The sequence below is a fragment of the Hyphomicrobium nitrativorans NL23 genome, assembly GCF_000503895.1.
Taxonomy (GTDB): domain Bacteria; phylum Pseudomonadota; class Alphaproteobacteria; order Rhizobiales; family Hyphomicrobiaceae; genus Hyphomicrobium_C; species Hyphomicrobium_C nitrativorans.
In genome coordinates this window covers 2576349-2593640 of record NC_022997.1, presented here as the reverse complement: position 1 = coordinate 2593640, position 17292 = coordinate 2576349, and the positions used below count along the sequence as shown (strand labels likewise).

Below are 17292 nucleotides of genomic sequence, written 5' to 3'. Positions count from 1 at the left end.
GGCCGAAAGGCAGCCGTAAGGCCGGAGCCACTACCTGTCTGAGCAACACTCTCTCATCGTCCCAGTGGAGGAATTGGAATGCTGAAGTCCGGTGACGCTCAACCCGGAGCAAGGAACGGGCCAAAGTCGTCGTTGAAGCGGGTTGGCCAGCGGGCCGGCACGGCTCTGACCATGGCGGCCTGCGCAACTCTGCTTATCGGTGGCTTTGCTCTGACGCCCTCGGTTGCGCAGTTGAAGCCGGCCGATGCCGGCGTCGAGACGCCGTTCGGGCGCGCGCCGCTCTCGTTCGCGGACGTGATCGAAAAGGTTAAGCCGTCGGTCGTCTCGATCTCGGTGACCGGCTCGAACCGCGCAGCGCAGCGCGGAGGCGGCGCCGCACCCGCGCCCGGCCAGCCTTCGCCGTTCCCGGACATTCCCGAGGACAGCCCGTTCTACGAGTTCTTCAAGAACCTGCCGCGTGAGTTCCGCGGTCAGCCGCAGCCGCGCCCGACACAGGCTCAGGGCTCGGGCTTCCTCATTTCCGAGGACGGCTACGTCGTCACCAACAATCACGTTATCGACGGCGCAGGTCGCATCCAGGTGAGCTTCGACGATCAGGAGAAGCTCGAAGCTGAACTCGTCGGCACCGACGCGCGCACCGATCTCGCGCTTCTCAAGATCAAGGCCGAGGGCAAGACCTTCCCGCATGTTTCGTTCGCCACCAACGACGCACGTGTCGGCGACTGGGCGCTTGCGGTCGGCAACCCGTTCGGTCTCGGCGGTACGGTCACGGCGGGCATCGTCTCGGCGCAGGGCCGCGACATCGGCTCCGGCCCCTATGACTTCCTGCAGATCGACGCCGCCGTGAACCGCGGCAACTCGGGCGGTCCCACCTTCAACCTTCAGGGCGAGGTGATCGGTGTCAACACCGCGATCTTCAGCCCGTCGGGCGGCAACGTGGGCATTGCTTTCGCGGTCCCCGCGCGCACCGCGGTGGAGGTGATCAATCAGCTTCGCGAGAAGGGCGCCGTGAGCCGCGGCTGGCTCGGCGTGAAGATCCAGAACGTGGACGAGGACACGGCCGCCGCGATTGGCTTGACGCAGTCCAAGGGCGCGCTCGTGAGCGAAATCACGCCAGGCGGACCGGCTGCCGACTCGGGTCTCAAGGCGCAGGACGCGATTTTGCAGGTCAACACCGATGAGATCTCCGACAGCCGTGATCTTGCCCGCAAGATCGCCGGATACGCTCCCGACACGACCGTCGACGTCAAGGTCTGGCGCGACAACAAGGAAGAGATCGTCAAGGTGAAGCTCGGGACGTTTCCTGGCTCCGCCGAGGAGATTGCGCGCCTTGAGCAGGGCAATCCGACCGACGACACCGCCGGGACCGAGCTGCAGCAGCTCGGTCTGACCCTGGCCCCGATCCGGACCGGGGAGGAAGGCGTGTCTGTCTCCGAGGTCGACCCCGAATCCGACGCCGCCCAGAAGGGCGTTCGCGCAGGCGACGTGATCCTCGAAGTCGGCGGCACTGTGGTGAACGGCCCGAACGACGTGGTGGAAGGCATTCGCAAGGCCAAGGAGCTTGGCCGCCGCGCGGTGATGCTCTCCATCAAGTCTCAGGAACAGCGGCGCATCGTGCCGATCCAGCTCAAACAGGGCTGATCCGGATCGACGAAACGAAAAGCGAGGCGGCGCGGCACTTGAGGGGCCGGGCCGCCTCGATGTATCTGACGGACTAGGTCGTGAACTCATAAATGGATGGGCATTGACGCGAGAACTTTCGTGCTGCCGGCAGGAGCGAAAGCGCAGCAAACCTCCATGGTTTGCAAGCTTTTGCGACGCACCGGCAGTGCGAAAGGACCGCGCCCCTTCGGGGTGAGCCAAGACAAGCCAATGGCGGCGTCAAACCGCTTGCCCGATGCGTAGGCATCGCGCTGCGCGCTTTTCCTGGCCCTTGGCTTGTTTTGGCTCATCAATGTCCCATCCATTTATGAGCTCACGACCTAACCTTTCCTGAAATCCGATCCCATATCATCTTGAGGCGGAAGATGGTGGCGGCGGCAGAACGGCGAAAAAGCGAGGAGAGCGATGCGCGTCCTGGTGATTGAAGACGACCGAGAGACGGCGCAGTTCCTGCAGAAGTCGCTGAAGGAAAGCGGGCACTCCGCCGACACGGCCGGTGACGGCGAAACCGGCCTCTCCATGGCGCAGGGCGGCGCGTACGACATTCTGATCGTCGACCGCATGCTGCCGCGCCTCGATGGTCTCTCGGTCGTCAAGACGCTTCGCTCCGAAGGAAGCCGAACGCCCGTGCTCATTCTTTCCGCTCTTGGCGACGTCGACGATCGTGTGAAGGGCCTGCGGGCTGGCGGCGACGATTACCTGACGAAGCCTTATGCCTATACCGAGCTGCTCGCGCGCATCGAAGCGCTAGGGCGGCGCGCCGTTCCCGAAGAGCAGGAAACGCGCTATGCGGTGGGCGACCTTGTGCTTGACCGCCTGTCCCATAGGGTGACACGCGCTGGCGAGCAGATCCAGCTCCAGCCGCGCGAATACCGCCTGCTCGAATACCTGATGAAGAACGCGGGCCAGGTGGTCACGCGCACGATGCTTCTCGAAAACGTGTGGGACTATCACTTCGACCCGCAAACCAACGTCATCGACGTGCACGTCTCGCGGCTGCGCTCGAAAATCGACAAAGGCTTCGACAAGCCACTGCTGCACACGGTGCGGGGTGCGGGATACATGGTCCGTGACGGCAGCCTCTGATCTCATCCTGCGCGTGATCAGCACGCAGGCATTCCGCCTCGCGGCGATGAGCGCTGCTGGCTTTCTTTTGGTCTCCGCGCTGATCGTGGGCGTGCTCTTCTGGCAGACCAATACGGTGCTGACGGATCACGTCGTGGACGAGCTACGCGCCGAGGCGGCCGAATTGGCGCGAACGCTGGCGGGTGCTGATGCAAAGACGGTGGCCGAGACCGTTCGCCTGCGCAGCGGCGTGGGAGGCGCGGGTCTCTATCTGTTGTGGGACCCGGCGCGTGGAAAGATAGCCGGAAACGTTGCGGCGGTGCCGCCGGAGCTTGCAGCGAACCCGGGCGGCGGACGTGTATTCCGCTACCGGCCGAAGGACGCGCCGGGCACGAGCCGGCTGGGGGTCGGCATTCCGATTGCGACGGGATCGGGACTTTCGCTTGTGATCGGCCGCGATGTCGAGGATCAGGTGGCCCTCGCCGACAGGATCAAGCGCACGTTCCTCTGGGGCTTCGGTGCGCTGGCGCTGGCGGCGCTGATCGCGGGCATCTGGATCGGTCGCTCGGTGTTGGGCCGCATCGAGGTCATCAACGCGACGGCGAGCTCGATCATGGCCGGCGATCTCTCGCGACGCGTTCCCGTGAGCGGAAGCCACGACGAACTGGACACGCTGTCCGAAAGCCTCAATGCGATGCTCGACCGCATCGAGCAGCTCATGAGCGGCCTCAAGGAGGTCTCCGACAACATCGCCCACGATTTGAAAACGCCCCTCAACCGCCTGCGCAACAGCGCGGAGGCGGCTTTGCGGGACAGCCGTGGCGCGGAGGCCTATCGCGAGGGGCTCGAATCCACGATCGAGAAGGCCGACGAGCTGATCAAGACTTTCAACGCGCTGCTGCTCATCGCCCGGCTCGAAGCCGGAGTGGTGGAGGAAAGCGCGGAAGCCTTCGATCTTGGCAGCCTTGTGCGCGACGTGGCCGAACTATACGAGCCCGTCGCAGAGGAAGCGGGCCTCGGCCTTGAGATCGAAGCCGGCGAGGGCATGAGCATCCGCGCCAACCGGCAACTCGTCGGTCAGGCGGTCGCCAACTTGGTGGACAACGCCATCAAGTATTCGGCCAGGTACGCGGCATGCGCCGCCGAGGAGCGGGGGGCGTCCAATGCCGCGACGGCCACAGCCGTGGCCGTACGCGTGACGAACCAGGGCGACACAGCGGAAATCTCCGTCGCCGACAGGGGACCCGGTATCGCGGCCGAAGATCGCGAGCGTGCGCTCCGTCGTTTCGTTCGTCTGGAAAAGAGCCGGACCCAGCCCGGCACGGGCCTCGGCCTCAGTCTCGTCGCGGCGGTCGCGCGGCTCCACAATGGCTCGGTGCGGCTTGAGGATAATGATCCGGGCCTACGGGTTGTGGTAACGCTTCCCCTGGCGAGAAGACAACGAGCGGTGTCGGGTCCGGTTTAGGTCCGCACCGCCAATCCGAGGGGGAAAGAGATGCCGGGAGAACACGCGGCCCAGGGCCCGCTGATCGCGCGCATCGATGCCGCGAGCCGTCTGCCGCAGGATCCGGCGGACGGCGCGAGCCTGCACCCTCTGCTCGCGGACTGGCGCAAGAGCGAGGCGCGCGCCGGCCTCGTGGACGTGATCGAGCACGAGCCTGTACGGACGCTGATCGCAGGTGTCGTTGCGGGGTCTCCCTATTTGAAGAGCGAGATCGTCCGCAATCCGGATCGCCTCGAAGCTATCCTCCGCGACAGCCCCGAGCAGCGTTTCGCGACCCTCACGCAGACACTCGCAACCCGCCTGGCCGAGATCTCCGAAATAACGGAAGCCATGACGGCGTTGCGCATCTACAAGGCCGAGGTCGCGCTGATGACGGCGCTTGCCGATCTCGGCGGCGTTTGGGGCGTGATGCAGGTGACGCGCGTGCTGTCCGAAGCTGCCGACGCCGCGTTGCGCGGGGCCGTTCGGTTTCTCTTCCGCCAAGCCGCGGCCAAAGGCGACTGGCTGCCCGAAGATCCGGAGGAGCCGGAGCAAGGCTCGGGCTACATCGTGCTCGCAGTCGGCAAGTATGGCGCCTTCGAGCTCAACTATTCGAGCGACATCGATCTCATCGTATTTTACGAGCGCGCGCTGGCGCGATTGAAGCCGGGCCTCGAAGCGCCGACGTTCTTCGTGCGGCTCACGCGCGATCTCGTCCGCCTCATCGACGAGCGGACGGCCGCAGGCTATGTGTTTCGCACGGACTTGCGCCTTCGTCCCGATGCGGGCGCCACGCAAATTGCGCTCTCGACCGACGCCGCCGCGCAGTACTACGAAAGCTTCGGCCAGAACTGGGAGCGCGCGGCCCTCATTAAGGCGCGCGCGTGTGCGGGCGACATCGAGGCGGGCGAAGCGTTCCTCGCGGAGCTTGCGCCGTTCATCTGGCGGCGGAACCTGGATTACGCGGCGATCGCCGACATCCACGCCATGAAGCGGCAGATCCATGCGTTTCGTGGTTTTGGCGCGGGGATTGGCGTTGCCGGACATAACATCAAGCTCGGCCCCGGCGGGATCCGCGAGATCGAGTTCTTCGTCCAGACGCAGCAGCTCATCGCTGGCGGGCGGCAACGCAACCTCCGCACCCGGCGCACGCTCGATACGCTTGCAACGCTCGTCGCCCTCGCCTGGATCGAAAAGCCCGTCGCCGACGAGATCATCGGCGCCTATCTCTATCTGCGCGAGATCGAGCACCGCCTGCAAATGGTCGCCGACGAGCAGACGCATGTGGTGCCCGACGATCCCGTGCGCCTCGAAGCTTTCGCCCGCTTCGCGGGCTACGAGAGCACGGCTGCATTCTCCGAAGCGCTGCGCGCCGTGCTCATGCCGGTGCAGGGGCATTACGCGCGCCTGTTCGAAAGCGCGCCGGAACTCACGGCCGCCGGTGCGAACCTGGTGTTTGCGGGCGAAACGGACGATCCAGATACGGTGGCCGCGCTGGCGCGCATGGGCTACGCGCGCCCTTCCGACGTGCTCGCGGTCGTCCGCGGTTGGCATCACGGACGCTACGGAGCCGTACGCACGGCCCGCGCGCGTGAACTTTTGACGGAGGTGCAGCCGCTGCTCGTGCAGGCCTTCGCCGAAACCGCCGATCCGGATCGCGCCATCACCACGTTCGACCGCTTCCTCGCTGCGTTGCCCGCGGGCGTTCAGCTCTTTTCGCTACTGAAAGCCAATCCGCCTCTCATGCGCCTGCTGGCCGATATGATGGGCACGGCCCCGCGTCTTGCGCGCATTCTCTCTCGCCGCCGTCGCTTGCTCGATGCCGTCATCGATCCGCGCACGTTCAGAGCGCTTCCAACCGCGACGGAACTGGACGAGGCTATCGCAGCCGAACTCAAAGACGCCATCGATCCGCAGGATGTGTTGGATCGCGCGCGTGTGATCGGCAGCGAGCAGGCCTTCCTGATCGGCGTGAAGGTGCTCTCTGGCGCCATCAACGCGGGCGAAGCAGGAACCGCGTATGCGGTGCTTGCCGAACGGCTGATCGCGGCGATGGTCGATGACGTCGAGCGCGAAATGGAACGCGTCCACGGGCGCATACCGGGTGGCGGCGCGGTGGTCGTGGCGATGGGGAAGCTCGGCGGACGCGAACTCTCCGCATCCTCCGACCTCGATCTCATTGTCGTGTACGATTTCGATCCCGCGGCCAACCAATCCGACGGCGAAAAGCCGCTCGCACCGAGCCAGTATTACGCCCGCTATACGCAACGCCTCATCGCACATCTCTCCGCGCCGACCGCCGAGGGAACGCTTTACGAGGTGGACATGCGGCTGAGGCCTTCGGGGCAGAAAGGCCCCGTCGCAGCCCAGCTCTCCACCTTCCGCGAATACCAGGCGACGGAAGCATGGACGTGGGAGCACCTGGCGTTGACGCGCGCCCGCGTCATCACGGGCCCGCCCGAGCTGCGTAGCGCCGTCGAGGCCGCGATCCGCGATACGCTCGTGCGGCCGCGCGACCGTGCCGTCATCGCCAAGGACGTGCAGGACATGCGCGCCCGCATCGCGGCCGATAAGGGGACGGACAGGATCTGGGACCTGAAACAGGTGCGTGGCGGCCTCGTCGACCTCGAATTCATTGCTCAGCATCTGCAACTCATGCATGCGGCGGCGCATCCCGAGGTGCTCGACCAGAATACGCTCGGGGCCTATCGCAAGCTTGCCGAGGCAGGGGTCTTATCGGGCGTCGACGCTGAACGCCTCACGCAGGCGACGCGCCTGTTGCACAACCTCACTCAAATCCTAAGGCTTTGTCTTGAAGAGACTTTTGACCCTGCAACGGCGCCGAGCGGCCTTAAGGCCCTGCTCGCGCGCGCAGGCGACGCGCCTGATTTCTCAACCCTCGAAGCCGAACTCGCCGAGACGCTGGCCGGGGTAGCCACAAGATTTCCCGAGTTGGTAACGTAGCCCGCGACGGAATTCGAAGGGCCCGGCCGTTCCGCAGACATGAGCATCTGCGGGAGCTAAGAGTTGACGCTGCCCAAGACACAGATGAGAGCAGACGAGGCGATGGTGGGGTCGGGGCCAACCGGACCGAAGGGGTCGACGCCAGGGGGGCCACGGGGCGACGTGCGCCAGGGCCCCTGGCCTGACGCTGCGGAGGATCGTGCGCTGTTGGCGCGCGTGGGCCGCCAGGATCGGCAGGCCTTCCGGACGCTGGTCGATCGACATCTGGGCGCAATCGTCATCCTCGCGCGCCGCATGTTGAAGGACGAGGCAGAGGCCGAGGACATCGCCCAGGAGGCGCTGCTCCGGCTTTGGCGCTCGGGAGAGACCTTGGAATTGGGGCCTTACGGTCTCCGGCCCTGGTTGAGGCGCGTTACGTCGAACCTCTGCCTGGACCGGATCCGCCAGTCCCGCCGCACGGTGGTGACGGACGAGGTCCCCGAGATTGAGGAGGCGCCGACGCAGATGGCGAACCTCGAAGAGCAGGATCTCGCCCGCCGCGTGGGCGAAGCGATGGCCGCGCTCCCCGAGCGCCAACGCCGCGCGCTGACCCTGTTCCACCACGAGGGCCTGAGCCAGGCCGAGGTGGGCGAGGTGTTGGGTGTGTCCGATGAAGCCGTCGAATCGCTCCTTGCCCGGGCAAGACGCGCATTGCGCGTGAGCCTGGAGAAAGACTGGAAAGGTCTTTTGCAAAGCGACGCGTGACGCGAGTGAAGGAAACGAAAGGGCGAAAGCCCGAAATAACGGCTCGGGATGCGGGCCAAGGATACGAACGATGACTGAGAACGGCAGGATTGAAGGAGACGGCCTCACGGCGTTCGAGCAGGTGCTTGAGCGCTACGGCAGCGACCGCACGCGCTGGCCGGCGCCTGTGAGAATGCGGTTTGCCCGCCTCCTTTCCGAGGATGACGCGGCCGGGCAGCGTCTCAAGGAAGCCGAGGCGCTGGATCGCCTGCTCGATCTGGCCCCGCCTCCGGCTGTCGATAGCCGCATGCTGGCGGATCGGATCATGGCGGCGGTCGATGCAGAGGCCGGCGCGCCCACGCGTCAGGTGCCGAACCGCGTTTGGAATCCCGAGATCGTGCGCAAGCGTGTCGCGACGAGCGGGCGGACGCATGGGCCCGCGGCCGCGTTGCTCGCAGCCTCGCTCGTGCTCGGCATGTTCTCCGGTCTCTCGGGCACGTTCGACACTGCCGTCCCGCCGATGGTCGCGGACGCGGCGTACGAAGGAGATGTGGATCTCGGCCAGATCGCATTCGACAGCAACGCAACGAGCTTCTTCGAGGAGGACTACCTGTGAGCGAGACTTCGCCGCCGGGCACTGGATCGCGGCGCATGAAATATCTTCTGATCGGCTCGCTGGCGCTGAACCTCCTGTTCGTCGGTGGGCTCGTCGGCATGAGCTTCAAAAAGCACGGACACGGACCCCACCATGCGGCGCGCGAGCATTTCGGGCTGATGGGTCTGACGCGCGTGCTGCCTGAAGATCGGCGCAAGGACGTGCTGGAGCAGTTGAAAAAGGAATACGGCGAGATGCGCCCCGCGATGGAGGATCTCCGGACGGCGCGGATCGAGGCGGCGGATCGCCTCGCGGCCGAACCGTTCGACCGCGCGGCGCTGGAGCAGGCCATCGCGAATGTCGCCGGTAAGGAGCAGGCCCTGCGCGCGACGACGGTCGAGACGTTCCTCGTGCAGGCGGCGCGCTTGAGCGCCGACGAGCGGAAGCAATTGTCCGAGCGCTGGCGCAAACGCGCCGACTGGATGGCCCATCGCGGCAAGAAAAACAACAAAGACAAGCAATAAGTGACGGCCTGCTCAGCAGGCCTGCTGCACCGGCGCGCGCATTTCCTGATACGCGGGCGTCGCGAAGAAATCGTTCTGTGCCGCGCATTCGAGCACGGTGACGACCCGCCAGGTTGCGTGCGGATCGTCGACTTCGATCAGCGTCGCGCCTTGCAGTTCGAGCAGCGCGTGCGCGAGCGAGACGGGGAGCGACGCTTGCCCGACGCTCGTGCTGTCCGGACGGCCCCTCAGAAACACCTCGATCTGCACGAGGTCGCCATCGACGGTGGCGACGAGCCCGACCGTGCCGCGTGCGTCCGAGCGGCGAACGGCTTCGGCGAAAAGGTTGATGAGGATCTGCTTCAGCGGCCGGTGCTCGATCAGAACTTCGAGCCCCTCCGGAATTTGCGCTTCGAGCGTCAGGCCGTGCAGGCTCGGCGGCTCGCTGTGGAAGGCCCAGGCTTCTCCAACGGCAGCCTTGAAATCGACGCGCGCGTCCGCGCGGGCTTCCGGATCGTGATCGAGGAGACAGGTGATGGCGAGCGTGTCTTCCGCCGATTTCAAAAGCTCGCGGCTGCTATCGCGGATGTGGCGTGCATATTCGCGGTAGCGCGGATGTCCGACGGGGCCGAAGAGTTCCGCGTCGAGGACGTCGGAGAAGCCGATCACGGCATTGAGAGGCGTGCGCAACTCGTGGCTGACGCGGGCTGTCAGGTCGGCCCAAATCTGTCGGCGGACGGGAGACACGCGCCTGAGCCGCTGCGCCGCCCGCGCGAGGACTGCGAGTTGTGCCGTGTCGTCGCGGCCGGGCACGATCCGTTCTCCTATGAAGGGCAGCGGGGAGGGCGATGCCCCGCTGCCCTCAACCTTCGGGGAGAGATCGTCGGTGGCAACGTCTGCCGGACCATCTTTGCGCGCCTCTTCGGCCGGCTGCGCGGAAAGCCGCGGCAGTGCGAGCGCGAGCAACGCCGTGAGCGAGGCGCCCGCCAAAAGGGCCGTAACGGGCAGTTCGATTGGTGTGGCAAGGGGCAGCGCGAGGGCGCCGGCATGGACGAGCGTCGCCGCCTGGAGGAGGCGCAGAGGGCCGCCACCGTCCCGGAATCCGGCGAGCGCGGCCGGGATCGGCCGGATGGCGACCGCCTGATCGGTCGGGGCACACGTCTCCCGTGGACAAGCCGACAGGGTCTGAGCCATCCCATCCTCCAAATTCGAATTTTTGAGCTTTACGTGCGCGGTACGACGGCGAAGCGCACCCTTAGTTCACCGATTCGTGTGGCTCGTGTCGAGGGAGAAAAATTCAGAAGAGTCAGAGATTTTCGGAGTGTTACTGATCTAGCATCTTAGCTACGATTTCGGTCACGTCGCGGGAAAGAGACCCGGCCTTTGCGATCCGCTGGAGAGCCTTTTTGGCTGCGGCCCGGCGGCCGGATTCGAGGGTCGCCCAGGCTCGGAAAGCGCCCAGGAGACGGGCTGCGATGGACGGGTTGAAGCCATCGATTTCAAGCACTTGGGCAGCCAGGAAGTCGTAGCCGGCGCCGTCTGGCCGGTGGAACTGAACCGGGTTTTGCAGTGCGAACGCGCCGATCAACGCGCGGACCTTGTTCGGCGTCGTCAGGCTGAACAGCGGATGGCGCGTGAGCGCCTTCACCTGGCTCAACGCTGCGCGGAGCGGCGATTGCGCCTGAGCCGCAAACCAGGTGTCGATCACGAGGTGATCGTCTTTCCAGCGGTCGTGGAAGCGCGCGAGCGCCTCCTCCCGCAGCGTGCCGGAACGCCCAGCGATCAACACGAGCGCGTGCGCTTCTTCCGTCATGTTGCGCGCGTTGAAGAAATGGTCCGAAAGCCGCTCGACGTCCGCCGCCGTCCCGCGCGCGGCGAGCAGCGTGAGCGCCACGTTCCCGAGCGCGCGCCGTCCCGCGCTCTCCGCATCGGGAGAGAACGCGCCACGATCCCGCGTCGCGCGATAAACGTCTTCGAGCTGTGCACCCAGCGTCGAGCCGACGACGCGCGTGAGCTGGCGATACGCGCGGAAAATGAGTCCGGGATCGACATTGCGGCCGATCTCGCGCGCGATGTCGCTCTGGCTCGGCAGTTTGAGAAGTTCGGCGCGATACGCGAGTTCGAGATCGGGCGCGCTGACGGCCGCTTCGAGCGCGCGCGCGAATGCCGTCGCCCGTTGTGTCGCCCGCTCGCCCTTCTTGAGACGCCGCACCATGTCGACGAGCGTGCGGGTTGCGAACGTGTTGGCGGCCTGCCAGCGATTGAACAGATCCCGGTCGTGCGCCATCAGGAACGCGAGATCGGATTCCGAAAGGCTCATTGTGAGATTGACCGGCGCCGAGAAGCCGCGAAGCAGCGAAGGCACGGGCGCCGAGGGGACATCGACGAAACGGAACGTCTCGGAACGGCGCGTGAGGTTGAGCACGCCATCCTCGATCGCTTCGCCGGTGTCGCGGACGAGCGGGATCTCCTGCCCGTTGCCGCCGATGAGACCCACTCGGATCGGGATGTGCAGCGGCTTCTTGCGTGCGTCGCCCGGCGTGGGAGGCAACGCTTGCTCGATTTTAAGCTCGGCCGATTTCTTGTGCCGGTCGTAGGCGAGCGAGCACACGAGTTCGGGCGTACCCGCTTGCGAGTACCAGAGCTTGAAATGAGACAGATCGCGCTTCGAGGCGTCTTCGAAGCACGCGATGAAATCCTCGATTGTCGCGGCGCAGCCGTCGTGGCGCTCGAAATAGAGATCCATCCCGGCGCGGAAGGCGTCGCGCCCGAGGATCGTCTCGATCATGCGGACCAGTTCCGCGCCCTTCTCGTAAACCGTCGCCGTGTAGAAGTTGTTGATCTCGATATAGCTCTCGGGCCGCACGGGATGCGCGAGCGGGCCCGCGTCCTCGGCGAACTGCGTCGCGCGCAGCGTGCGCACGTCCTGGATGCGCTGCACCGTGGCCGAGCGCTCGTCGGCGGAGAACTCCTGGTCGCGATAGACGGTGAGCCCTTCCTTCAGGCAAAGCTGGAACCAGTCGCGGCACGTGATGCGGTTGCCGGTCCAATTGTGGAAGTACTCGTGCGCGACCACGCTCTCGATGCGCCCGAAGGCGTCGTCCGTTGCCGTTTCGGGCGAAGCGAGGACGAGCCGGTCGTTGAAGATGTTGAGGCCTTTGTTCTCCATCGCGCCCATGTTGAAGTCGGACACGGCGACGATGTTGAACACTTCGAGATCGTATTCGCGCCCGAAGCGGACTTCGTCCCACCGCATGGAGCGCTTGAGCGAATCCATCGCCCAGGCTGCACGCTCTTCCTTGCCGTGCTCCACGTAGATGTTGAGGTCGACCTTGCGCCCCGATGCGGTTTTGAATGTCGAGCCGATGCGCCCGAGATCGCCGCCGACGAGCGCGAAAAGATACGAGGGCTTGGGATGCGGGTCGTGCCACACCGCGAAATGGCGGCCTCCCTTGAGACGCCCGCGTTCGACGGGGTTGCCGTTCGCGAGCAGGATCGGCGCCGTCGCACGATCCGCTTCGATGCGGCAGGTGTAGGTCGCGAGCACGTCGGGACGGTCGGGGAAGAAGGTGATGCGGCGGAAGCCCTCCGCCTCGCATTGCGTGCAGAACACGCCGCGCGAGCGATAAAGCCCCTGCAGCGCTTTGTTCGCTTCCGGGTCGATCGTCGTCTCGACGCTGAGCGTGAAAGGACGAGCCGGCACCTTATGAATGACGAGTTCCGTTTCGGTGAGATCGTAGGCGCGCTCGGGAAGCGGCTTGCCGTCAAGTGTGATGGCGTCGAGCACGAGGTGCTCGCCGTCGAGTGCGAGCGCTGCAGCGCCCTTTTCCGCGGCCGGATTGCGCCGGATCTTGAGCTGGGCCTTAACGCGCGTCGCTTCCGGATCGAGCGCGACGTCGAGGTCGACGTGATCCACCAGATAGGCGGGCGGCCGGTAGTCTTTGAGGCGGCGGGGCGTGGCGGCGCGGTCTTCATCGGAGCTCCGGAACGACGACGTGAGAGTGCGACGTCATCCGCGGATCACGAAAAACGATGGCGTCGATTTCGCGACCGACATGACATGAGCCGGAGCACGAACGCAATGCTGGATAAAGCCGCGGCTTTCGCGTTGCCGTGAACTTATCGGTTGAGCGCGAGCACCAGTGTGCGCGGGTTGCCGCCGTTTTCGGAGATGTAGTTCTGGAACAGCGTGTTCAGGAACGAGGTCATCTCGAAGCCGATGATTTCCGCATCGCGAACCTTGTAGGCGCTGCCGCGCCGCACGATGCGCCAGCGCACGTCGTAGCTGGTGCCGCTCGAAAGCGTGATGCGGCTGTCCACAAAGGTACCCTGGGCCGTTTCCCTGGTCTGGCCCGTCATCACGGCGCGTGCGACCGGGTACTTCGGCCCTTCCGTTGCTGCGTAACGCGCGATGAAATTGACCATGCCAGCGTAATAAGCGGGCCGGTCGGACTTCTTGAGGCTGGCCGCGTAGGAGCCGAGCGCATTGATCGCAATGGACGGCACGTCGGCATGGCTGCGAATGACGCGCGCGAAATCGGCCTGTGATCCCGAGCGCTGGGCGGCGATCAGTTCGTTGGCGACGCGCTGCATGTAGGCGGCGGGCGACTGTTGTGCCGAAGCCGACATCGTGCTGGCCACGAGAACGAGAAGCGCGAGCGCCGCCGCTCCAAACACGTATGCCGCTCTGCCGTGAAACCGGCTCTGGCCAACCATCGTCATCAAATGAGCTCCCGCTGTTTCGGCGCGAACCGGGTGCCTTCCTGAGGCATACGGCTACCCCTCAATCTCTCAGCCCGCATGCGTTGTCCAGTCAAAGCCGCGCGAGCCGCGATCGTAGATCCGGGTCGGGCTTGGCTGAAGGTCCGAACGTGGAACCACCCTGTCGAGCTGCACGAGCCTAGCGGCGTCCCGGGACGAAATTTCGGCAGCCGTGAAAAGTCTTGGGTGAGCGCGCGCGTGACGAGCGGGAGAGCCTCGGCCGACGCTGGCGGCGAGGTCGTGCCGGGAGTCGAAGGTCTGTCGGGTTCGACCTCCACATCGGGGCGGATCGAGCCGTTCCGATCCGTCGCGCCCTCAAAAATCCTTCGGCAACGATAAAAAATCATGCGCTAATAATAGGTTAGGGATGAGTGCTGACCAAGCCTTCGCCCTCAAGATATCGACCGAATGCCTCTTGACACATAAACATATCTTTATATGTTTTCGAGAAACGCGGAGCAGCGCATGTCTGGAACACTCGATACGCAGGAGCTGGTGGGCGCCCTCAAGGCCGCCGCCGAGCCCACGCGTTTGCGCATCCTGCTCCTGCTCGCGGCAGGCGAGCTCAACGTCAAGGATCTCACCCAGATCTTGGGTCAAAGCCAGCCGCGCATCAGCCGGCATTTGAAGCTGCTCGCGGAGGCCGGTCTGATCGAGCGCTTCCGCGAGGGAAGCTGGGTCTATTTCCATGTCTCCGACCGCACCGAGGGGGGGCGCCTCGTTCGCCGCCTGCTGGACACCGTCGACCCGCGCGACCCCATCCTCCTGCGCGACGGCGAGCGTGCCGACTCCCAGAAGCGCGAGCGCGAGGCGACAGCGCAGGAGTATTTCCGTGCGCACGCCGCCGACTGGGATCGCATTCGCGCGCTGTATGTGTCGGAACATGCGGTCGACGCCGCCATCGTGAAAGCTTTCGACGGCGCGACGTTCGACGTCTTCGTCGATCTTGGCACCGGCACCGGCCGGATGCTCGAACTCTTCGCCGGCCGCTACACGCGCGGCCTTGGCCTCGACGTCAACCAGTCGATGCTGGCCTACGCCCGAAGCCGTCTCAAGACGGCCGGGCTTGCGGCCGCCGAGGTGCGCCACGGCGACATCTACGATCTCGCGCTGCCGGATCGTGTGGCGGACGCCGTCGTGATGCACCAGGTGCTGCACTATCTCTCGGAGCCCGCGCTCGCCGTCCGCGAAGCCGCGCGCATTCTGGCCCCCGGCGGCCGCCTGCTCGTCGTCGACTTCGCGCCGCACGAGATCGAGGACTTGCGCGCCCGCCACGCCCACGAGCGGTTGGGCTTCGAGGATCGGCAGGTCGTATCCTGGCTCAAGGATGCGGGCCTGTCCGGTGTAGAGGTGCAGAGCCTCGCGCCCGACGCCACCGATGCCCGCCAAGCCCTCACGGTTTCGCTCTGGCGGGCATCGAAACCAGACGTTGCCGTGCAACCGGCATCCAAGTCGCAGAAATTGGAACGGATCGCGCCATGACCCCGCAAACCAGCGAACGCAAAAGCCGCCTCCTCGGCGCAGGTGAGATCGACGTCTCGTTCGAGTTCTTCCCGCCGAAGTCGGAGAAGATGGAGCAGGCCCTGTGGGCCGCCATCGAACGCCTGTCGCCGCTCTGCCCGTCGTTCGTCTCCGTCACCTACGGTGCGGGCGGCTCGACGCGCGAACGGACGCACACGACGGTTGCGCGCATCATCAACGAGACGGCGCTGAAGCCTGCAGCCCATCTCACCTGTGTGGATGCAAGCCGCGAGGAAGTGGACGCCGTGGCGCAGGCCTACTGGGACGCGGGCGTTCGCCATATCGTGGCGTTGCGCGGCGACCCTGCGAGCGGTGTCGGCCAGAGTTACATCCCGACCCCGGGTGGGTATCAAAACGCGGCCGATCTCGTGGCGGGCCTGAAGCGCATTGCCAATTTCGAAATCTCCGTGGCGGGCTATCCCGAGAAGCACCCCGAGAGCGCGTCGCTCAAGTCCGACATCGACAACCTCAAGGCCAAGGTCGATGCGGGCGCCGACCGCATCATCACGCAGTTCGGTTTCGACAACACGCACTACCTGCGCTTCCTCGAACGCGCGCGCGCAGCCGGCATCTGGGTGCCGATCACGCCCGGCATCGTGCCGATCCATAGCTTCCGTCAGGTCGCGGGCTTTGCCGTGCGTACGGGGGCGAGCGTGCCGGCATGGCTGGCGCGGCGCTTCGAAGGTCTGGACGAGGATCCGGCGACAACCCATCTCGTGGCGGCAGCCGTCGCGACCGAGCAGGTGATGGACCTCGTCGACGAAGGCGTGAAATCGTTCCACTTCTACACGCTGAACCGCGCCGACCTCGTGTATGCGATCTGCCACCTTCTGGGCCTGCGCCCGCTGCGGGCGGCACCGCTCGAAGCCCGCAAAGCCGCGAGCTGAACGTTTCAGAATGTCCCGGCGCGCCGCCGCTGCGGGCAAGTCCTTCGTTTCGAACCTGAGTGGAAGACCATGAAAGTCATCGAGAGCGCGGAAGCGCTCGAAAAAGCAGCAAGCGAGCGCATCCTGATCATCGATGGCGCCATGGGCACGATGATCCAGCGCCACAAGCTGACCGAGGAAGATTATCGCGGCGAGCGCTTCAAGGACTGGCCGCGGGACGTGAAGGGCAACAACGACCTTCTCGTGCTGACGCAGCCCGCGATCATCCAGGAGATTCACGAACAGTATCTCGAAGCCGGCGCCGACATCGTCGAGACCAACACCTTCAACGCGCAGGTGATCTCGATGGCCGACTACGGCATGGAGGAGCTGTCCTACGAGATCAACGTCGCGGCGGCGAAGCTCGCGCGCGCGGCCGTCGACAAGTACAACGCGAAGACGCCGGACAAGCCGCGCTTCGTGGCGGGGGCGGTCGGTCCGACCAACCGCACGGCCTCCCTCTCGCCCGACGTGAACAATCCAGGCTACCGCAACGTCACGTTCGACGATCTGCGCGAAGCCTACAAGGAGCAGGTGCTGGGCCTGATCGAGGGCGGCTCGGACATCATCCTGATCGAGACGATCTTCGATACCCTGAATGCGAAGGCCGCCGGCGTCGCGACGCTGGAAGCGTTCGACGAGAAGGGTCTGACGCTCCCTATCATGATCTCGGGCACCATCACCGACCGCTCGGGCCGCACGCTCTCGGGCCAGACCGCGGAAGCGTTCTGGTATTCGATGCGCCACCTGAGGCCGTTCTCCATCGGTCTCAACTGCGCACTCGGCGCGGAGTTGATGCGCCCGTACGTCGCCGAGCTTTCGCAGGTCGCGAACGTGCGCATTTCCGCATATCCGAACGCCGGCCTTCCGAACGCGATGGGCGGATACGACGAGGACGCGCAAGAGATGGCGGATAAAACCGAGCCCTGGTCCAAGGACGGACTGATCAATCTGATCGGCGGCTGTTGCGGCTCCACGCCCGACCACATTCGTGAGATTGCCGCGCGCGCCGCCAAGTATCGCCCGCGCGAGATCCCCGAGATCGCACCGAAAATGCGGCTTTCGGGTCTCGAACCCTTCGTGCACGGG

The 17292-nt window shown here is 65.3% G+C and carries 12 protein-coding genes and 1 pseudogene; 10 read left to right on the top strand and 3 right to left on the bottom strand.

Annotated features, from left to right (window positions below; all coding sequences use genetic code 11):
• The first annotated feature begins 78 nt into the window (after window positions 1-78).
• From W911_RS12035 to W911_RS12005, 7 genes are all read left to right on the top strand, one after another.
• Window positions 79-1641 carry a Do family serine endopeptidase gene (locus W911_RS12035; protein ID WP_051388552.1) on the top strand — a complete coding sequence of 521 codons (1563 nt, stop codon included), beginning with the start codon at window positions 79-81 and terminating at the stop codon, window positions 1639-1641.
• Between the two features lie 426 nt (window positions 1642-2067).
• Window positions 2068-2748, top strand: a complete 681-nt coding sequence (locus W911_RS12030; protein WP_023787819.1) for a response regulator transcription factor — start codon at window positions 2068-2070, stop codon at window positions 2746-2748.
• On the top strand, window positions 2732-4192 hold the full coding sequence (locus W911_RS12025; RefSeq protein ID WP_023787818.1) for an ATP-binding protein: 1461 nt from the start codon (window positions 2732-2734) through the stop codon (window positions 4190-4192). Before W911_RS12030 ends, W911_RS12025 begins: the two co-directional genes overlap by 17 nt.
• A 30-nt stretch (window positions 4193-4222) precedes the next feature.
• Window positions 4223-7174 (top strand): bifunctional [glutamine synthetase] adenylyltransferase/[glutamine synthetase]-adenylyl-L-tyrosine phosphorylase, encoded by a 2952-nt coding sequence (locus W911_RS12020; RefSeq protein WP_023787817.1) that lies wholly within the window; start codon window positions 4223-4225, stop codon window positions 7172-7174.
• Window positions 7175-7258: 84 nt separating this feature from the next.
• Window positions 7259-7918 (top strand): sigma-70 family RNA polymerase sigma factor, encoded by a 660-nt coding sequence (locus W911_RS12015; RefSeq protein ID WP_244438513.1) that lies wholly within the window; start codon window positions 7259-7261, stop codon window positions 7916-7918.
• A gap of 70 nt (window positions 7919-7988) precedes the next feature.
• Window positions 7989-8513, top strand: coding sequence for a hypothetical protein (locus W911_RS12010; protein WP_023787815.1), 525 nt, complete (start codon window positions 7989-7991; stop codon window positions 8511-8513).
• Window positions 8510-9016 carry a periplasmic heavy metal sensor gene (locus tag W911_RS12005; RefSeq protein ID WP_144083588.1) on the top strand — a complete coding sequence of 169 codons (507 nt, stop codon included), beginning with the start codon at window positions 8510-8512 and terminating at the stop codon, window positions 9014-9016. The genes W911_RS12010 and W911_RS12005 overlap by 4 nt, the downstream gene beginning before the upstream one ends.
• Before the next feature lie 12 nt (window positions 9017-9028).
• Here the strand turns inward: W911_RS12005 and W911_RS18905 are convergent, their stop codons facing one another.
• The 3 genes from W911_RS18905 to W911_RS11990 all read right to left on the bottom strand — a co-directional run bounded on the left by W911_RS18905 (window position 9029) and on the right by W911_RS11990 (window position 13717).
• Window positions 9029-10189: a sensor histidine kinase gene (locus W911_RS18905; protein WP_023787813.1), complete on the bottom strand. Its 1161-nt coding sequence runs from the start codon at window positions 10187-10189 to the stop codon at window positions 9029-9031.
• A 130-nt stretch (window positions 10190-10319) separates the two neighbouring features.
• Entirely contained in the window at window positions 10320-12911 is a 2592-nt protein-coding gene (gene pepN / locus W911_RS11995) for an aminopeptidase N (RefSeq protein ID WP_023787812.1), read from the bottom strand.
• 203 nt (window positions 12912-13114) lie between these two features.
• Complete coding sequence (locus tag W911_RS11990; protein ID WP_023787811.1) at window positions 13115-13717, bottom strand: ABC transporter substrate-binding protein; 603 nt, start codon at window positions 13715-13717, stop codon at window positions 13115-13117.
• 504 nt (window positions 13718-14221) lie between these two features.
• Here W911_RS11990 and W911_RS11985 point away from each other — a divergent pair.
• The 3 genes and pseudogenes from W911_RS11985 to W911_RS11975 all read left to right on the top strand — a co-directional run.
• Window positions 14222-15238 (top strand): ArsR/SmtB family transcription factor, encoded by a 1017-nt coding sequence (locus tag W911_RS11985; protein ID WP_023787810.1) that lies wholly within the window; start codon window positions 14222-14224, stop codon window positions 15236-15238.
• Window positions 15235-16164, top strand: coding sequence for a methylenetetrahydrofolate reductase [NAD(P)H] (gene metF / locus W911_RS11980; protein ID WP_023787809.1), 930 nt, complete (start codon window positions 15235-15237; stop codon window positions 16162-16164). The genes W911_RS11985 and metF overlap by 4 nt, the downstream gene beginning before the upstream one ends.
• 69 nt (window positions 16165-16233) lie before the next feature.
• Window positions 16234-17286: pseudogene (locus W911_RS11975) on the top strand (homocysteine S-methyltransferase family protein); the annotation flags it as partial.
• Between the last annotated feature and the right edge of the window lie 6 nt (window positions 17287-17292).

Bases quoted from the DNA above. Each gene is read 5' to 3' on its own strand.
- W911_RS12030 (WP_023787819.1), top strand. From the start codon at position 2,068: ATGCGCGTCCTGGTGATTGAAGACGACCGAGAGACGGCGCAGTTCCTG.
- W911_RS11990 (WP_023787811.1), bottom strand. From the start codon at position 13,717: ATGACGATGGTTGGCCAGAGCCGGTTTCACGGCAGAGCGGCATACGTG.
- W911_RS18905 (WP_023787813.1), bottom strand. From the start codon at position 10,189: ATGGCTCAGACCCTGTCGGCTTGTCCACGGGAGACGTGTGCCCCGACC.
- W911_RS12035 (WP_051388552.1), top strand. From the start codon at position 79: ATGCTGAAGTCCGGTGACGCTCAACCCGGAGCAAGGAACGGGCCAAAG.
- W911_RS12020 (WP_023787817.1), top strand. From the start codon at position 4,223: ATGCCGGGAGAACACGCGGCCCAGGGCCCGCTGATCGCGCGCATCGAT.
- metF (WP_023787809.1), top strand. From the start codon at position 15,235: ATGACCCCGCAAACCAGCGAACGCAAAAGCCGCCTCCTCGGCGCAGGT.
- W911_RS12015 (WP_244438513.1), top strand. From the start codon at position 7,259: ATGAGAGCAGACGAGGCGATGGTGGGGTCGGGGCCAACCGGACCGAAG.
- W911_RS11985 (WP_023787810.1), top strand. From the start codon at position 14,222: ATGTCTGGAACACTCGATACGCAGGAGCTGGTGGGCGCCCTCAAGGCC.
- W911_RS12010 (WP_023787815.1), top strand. From the start codon at position 7,989: ATGACTGAGAACGGCAGGATTGAAGGAGACGGCCTCACGGCGTTCGAG.